3 protein-coding genes and 1 pseudogene are annotated in these 5,025 nt (G+C 65.3%); 1 reads left to right on the plus strand and 3 read right to left on the minus strand.

Annotation, left to right across the window (positions count from 1 at the left end; all coding sequences use genetic code 11):
- From QZT63_RS13790 to wecC, 3 genes and pseudogenes are all read right to left on the minus strand, one after another.
- Positions 1-317 (minus strand): annotated as a pseudogene (locus QZT63_RS13790) (hypothetical protein); the annotation flags it as partial.
- 414 nt (positions 318-731) lie between these two features.
- A complete protein-coding gene (locus QZT63_RS13795) occupies positions 732-2,033 on the minus strand; it encodes a nucleotide sugar dehydrogenase (RefSeq protein WP_290652070.1) in 1,302 nt (433 codons plus the stop codon).
- 59 nt (positions 2,034-2,092) lie between these two features.
- Positions 2,093-3,337: a UDP-N-acetyl-D-mannosamine dehydrogenase gene (wecC, locus tag QZT63_RS13800; protein ID WP_290652071.1), complete on the minus strand. Its 1,245-nt coding sequence runs from the start codon at positions 3,335-3,337 to the stop codon at positions 2,093-2,095.
- 251 nt (positions 3,338-3,588) lie between these two features.
- On the opposite strand from wecC, the gene QZT63_RS13805 reads away from it, so the two are divergent.
- A partial coding sequence (locus QZT63_RS13805; RefSeq protein WP_290652072.1) for a VanZ family protein occupies positions 3,589-5,025 on the plus strand: 1,437 nt, incomplete at its 3' end.

The raw sequence follows: 5,025 nt of genomic DNA on the forward strand, positions 1-5,025 counted from the left end.
ACCACGCGTGTGGTCTCACACAGCTGTGCGAGATCCAGGCAGTAGTGCGCCAGGCGGTGGATGTCGAACCGCCGCGCGGCACTCTCCGTTTCCACGACGAACAGCAGCGCCGCCCGGCGCCCGTCCGGCCACTCGACGCGCAGCGGCACGTCGAGCTCCCGGAACCGCTCCCCCAGGCACTCCTGGAGTTGCTCCTGGCGCAGCGGTGTGATCCGAACGCCGGCGTCGATGGCGGCGGCGTCCTCCGCGGCGAAAAACGCCAGTGCCTGGCGCGGGTAGTCGAGGATCAAGTTCTTGAAGTTCTGGTCGTGGCTCATGAGCCGAACCTCTTGGTGGGTTATTGTTATATGTCTGTACAGTATTTTAGGTGGCGGAATGAATCAAGGCTCGTAGGGTTTGGGGAACGGAGTTGTGATGGTGGGGGAGCAGGATGTGAGGCTTGGACGCTCTATTGTGCGCCTTCGGCGCGGTTTGTTTTGACGGCGGGTTACGCTGCGCTAACCCGCGTATGGCGTGCAGCCACGCGATGGCACCGCGGCCGATCGAAGCGTGTAGGGTGCCATTAGCGTCAGCGTAATGCACCGTTAAACAAATCGCGCCAACGGCGCACAGACGCAAGATCAGTCGTGCGCCTGCAGCACTGTGTCATGGACGGCGGATTACGCTGCGCTACTCCGTGCTACGCGCTCCGCTTGAACGGGTTGGCACGGTTGTCGAGGGGGCCATTCAGCTCACAGCCTGCCTTCGACCTGATCTTCCGGCAGCAGGCCCTTGATGTCGTAGACGATGCCGGTGTCGTTTAACAGGGCGCGGATGTTGTCGGCGCCCATGGCGGCGAACTCCCGGTGGCTCACCGCGATGATGACGGCATCGTAAGTGCCGGCCTGCGGGGTCGGGACGGTGGTGATGCCGTATTCGGCTTGCGCCTCGGCCGCGTCCACCCAGGGGTCGTGTACATCGACGCGGGCGTTGAATGCTGCGAGCTCGTTGACGACGTCCACGGCTCGGGTGTTGCGCAGATCCGGGCAGTTTTCCTTGAAGGCCAACCCCAGCACGAGGATACGCGCGCCCACGATGCTGCGCTCGCGCTCTGCCATTAGCTGCAGCACCCGGGTCGCGACGAACCGGCCCATGCCGTCGTTGGTGCGCCGTCCGGCGAGGATCATCTCGGGGTGGTGGCCGATCTCCTGCGCCTTATGGGTCAGGTAGTAGGGGTCGACGCCAATGCAGTGTCCACCCACCAGCCCGGGCTTGAAGGGCAGGAAGTTCCACTTGGTGCCGGCGGCTTCCAGCACCGCCTGGGTGTCGAGCCCCATGCGGCTGAACAGCATGGCCAGCTCGTTGATCAAGGCGATATTGACGTCGCGCTGGGTGTTCTCGATCACCTTGGCGGCTTCGGCGACGCGAATGCTGCGGGCCTTGTGGGTGCCGGCAGTAATGATGCTGGCGTAGAGGCCATCAACACAGTCCGCCGCTTCGGGGGTGGAGCCTGCCGTCACCTTGACGATATCGCGCACCGTGTGGGCCTTGTCACCGGGGTTCATGCGCTCGGGGCTGTAGCCCGCGTAGAAATCCTGGTTAAAGCGCAGACCGGAAGCCTGCTCCAGCAGGGGAACACAGTCCTCTTCCGTGGCCCCGGGGTAGACGGTGGATTCGTAGATGACCACATCTCCGGGCGACAGCACGCTGCCGACCATCTCGCTGGCACGGATCAGCGGTCCCATGTCCGGGCGCTTGTAGCGGTCGATGGGTGTGGGCACGGTGATGACGTATATGTTGCAGTCACTGATGTCCTGCGTCGCGCTGGTAAAGCCCAGCCCCTGGGCGGCGGCCAGCTGCTCGGCGCTCACCTCACGGGTGCGGTCATGCCGCTCGCGCAGCTCGTTGATGCGCCTGGTGCTGATATCGAAGCCCGTTACCGGATAGCGCTCCGCAAAGGCCACGGCAAGGGGCAGGCCCACGTAGCCCAGGCCGATCACGGCGATGCGCGCATTAGCCAGCGTGGGCGGGGTGGTGCTCGGGATGTCGGTCATTGTTTGTCGCCGGTTGGGGCCGGGCCGCGCTACGGGTCGCGCCGCGCTCCCGCCAGTGGTTATTGTAGGAGGCTCAAAAGCCCGCAGGCGTCCACCACCATTTTCTGCTGCAGTGGCGCCCGTGGCAGGCGGCGGAAGTGGCGGTGGGCCACCAGCATCACCAGGACGTCCGCCTCCTCCAGGGCTTGCTCGATGGCGACGTGCTCCACGCCCAGTTCCATGAGCTCGGCGGGTAGTCCGCGGCGGCCGTAGGGTTCCACGGCCAGGATGCGGCCCACTTGTTCGCGGGCCAGCGTCTGCGTAATACGCATCGCCGGGCTCTCGCGCATGTCGTCCACGTCGGCCTTATAGGCAAGCCCCAGGCAGGCGATCACCGGATCCCGCAGGCGAGCGGCCCTGTTGCGCACCTGGGTAATCACGTGGTCCGGCTTGCTGTCGTTGACTTCGCGCGCGACGCGGATCAGGCGCGAGTGTTCCGGGGCGGAGTCCACGATGAACCAGGGGTCCACCGCGATGCAATGCCCGCCCACTCCGGGGCCGGGCATGAGGATGTTGACCCGCGGGTGGCGGTTGGCGAGTTGCAGGAGCTCCCAGACGTCGATCCCCAGCCCGTCACAGATGATGGAGAGTTCGTTGGCGAGCGCGATGTTGACATCCCGGAAGGTGTTTTCTGTGAGCTTGGCCATCTCTGCGACGCGCGCCCCCGTCGGCAGGACTTCGCCCGAGACGAACTGGCGGTAGAACGCCGTGGCCGCCGCTGTGGAGGCCTCGTTGAGCCCGCCGACGACGCGGTCGTTATTGACCAGCTCCTGGATGATGCGCCCTGGCAGCACGCGCTCTGGACAATGGGCGATATACACCTTGCCATCGGCTAGGTCCGGACGGGCGTTCGTGATCCATTCGGCCACCCGTTCGGTGGTGCCCACCGGGCTGGTGGACTCCAGTATGACCAGGTTGCCGGGTTCAAGCACCTCGGCCATCTGCCGGGCGGCCGCCTCCACGTAGCTCAGATCCGGCGTTTTGTTGTCATCGAAGGGAGTGGGGACGGCGAGGATGAACACGTCGGCGGGGGCCGGCTCTGTGGATGCCCGAAGCTGGCCGCTTTGCACCGCGGAGCGCACGAGAACGTCCAGCTCTGGCTCGACGATGTGGATGTCGCCGCGGTTGATCGTCTCCACCACTTCCGGGACCACATCCACACCGTGGACCTGGAAACCCCGGGTGGCGAGAAGACTTGCTGTGGGGAGTCCGATGTAGCCCAGGCCAATGACCGTGACGGACTGCTGCAGGAAATCCTCTTTCAATGCTCGTCTCCGTGTAAGCGTGGCTGACACCACGCATTGTTTTACATGAAATCGCAGGCGATTTGTGTGATTGGCGCCCGTTTTGGATGTGTTTTCAGCTAGTGTATCAGTCAAGAATGTGAAGTATGCACGGCTTCAGTGCTCAATTGACATCGCGGGGCTTGCCGTCTCGGTCTCGGGGGTGAGGCGTTGTGCGCGTCCGGGGAACACCGGCGTGGGCTCGTGGTGAATTACGGTGAATCGGGAGGCAAATGGCATCAGTCCAGCAGGTCACGTATTCGGGCGCCTCAAGGGGGAGCGGGCAGGCCGTCGCTGCGCTGTTGGCGCTCGGCGCGGCTTTGTACCTCACCCTGATGCCCTTCGAGTTTCGGCAAATCTCCTTTGCAGACGCCTGGGCGATGTACACCAGTCAAACGTTCCATATGCCGGGGCCGGGCGAGCGTCAGCAGTGGGTCGCCAACGTGCTGATGTTCGTGCCGCTGGGTTTGTTCTGGACGCTGTGGCTGACCTCGGGCAGGCGCTCGGTCGCCCTGCGTATCATCGTTGTCGCTGCAGTCTCGCTGCTAGCGCTGCTGGTGACCGCCACTGTCGAGTTCATCCAGGTATGGATTCCCTACCGTGCGCCTTCGCCGGTGGATATGAGCGGCAACCTGGCGGGTGCCTTCGCCGGCGCGGTGGCGGGGGCGGTTGTCGGTGAGCGCTTGTGGCGGGTTTGCGCGGCGATTGCCTCCGGGCAGCGGGCGTTGTCGCTGGATCACGTGCTGCTCGGCTACACCTTGGCTTACGTGTTTGCGAGCCTCTTCCCGTTCGATTTTCCCCTTTCGCACTCCGAGGTCGTCGCACGCTTCGCCTCGGACAGCTGGGGCCTGTGGGTCGCCCCTGAGGGTTGCACCCATGGGGCGCGCTGTCTTGTTCTCGCCGTGCTGAAACCGCTGCTCGCGATTCCCGTCGGCATCTGGCTCCTCGCGCGCATGCCGGGGCGCGGCATCGCGCGGGTGGGGCTCGCCATTGCTGCGGCCATTGTGTTCACCGTGGCGCTGGAGCTGCTGCAGTTTCTGCTGTACTCGGGCGTGGCCGATGGCCGATCCGCCTTGTTGCGTGGTGGCGGGCTGATCGTGGGGGTGGCGCTCGCCGGCAGCGCGACCACAGCATCCCTGCAAGCTTTCCGTGGGCGATGGGGGTTCGTGGTAAGCCTGGTGCTCGCCATCCCTTACGGCGTGGGCGTGGTGGCCCTTGTCACCGGCTTGACCGGGTACCATTGGGATGTGGCGCGTGCCATCGAGCAGCTCCAGTCGCTGAGCTTCCTGCCGTTCTATTACCACTACTTTGTCTCGGAGGCTGTCGCCGCTCGCAGCATCCTGTACCAGACGATCGCTTATGCGCCGCTCGGCGTGCTCCTGTGGCTGGGCACCGGGGGTCAACGGCTGGGTGCGCTGGTGCGCCCGCACGGTGCCTGGATCGCGGCAGCAGCCGCCGTTGCGCTCTCGCTGGTGGCCGAGGGGTTGAAGCTCTTCGCCGAAGCTGAGCGCCCGGACCCGACCAGCCTGATCATCGCCATGGTCGTCGCCGCACTCGCGTATCGCGCCTGCGTGCTCCTGTTCGACCCGCCCGCGCGTCATGCGCCGGCAGGCCGCGCCGGTGACATGCCTGGCCCCGGCGCGCCGTCCGCCCAGCCCGGGACGCAGGAG

It is taken from the genome of Aquisalimonas sp., assembly GCF_007120195.1.
In the GTDB taxonomy this organism is placed as follows: Bacteria; Pseudomonadota; Gammaproteobacteria; order Nitrococcales; family Aquisalimonadaceae; genus Aquisalimonas.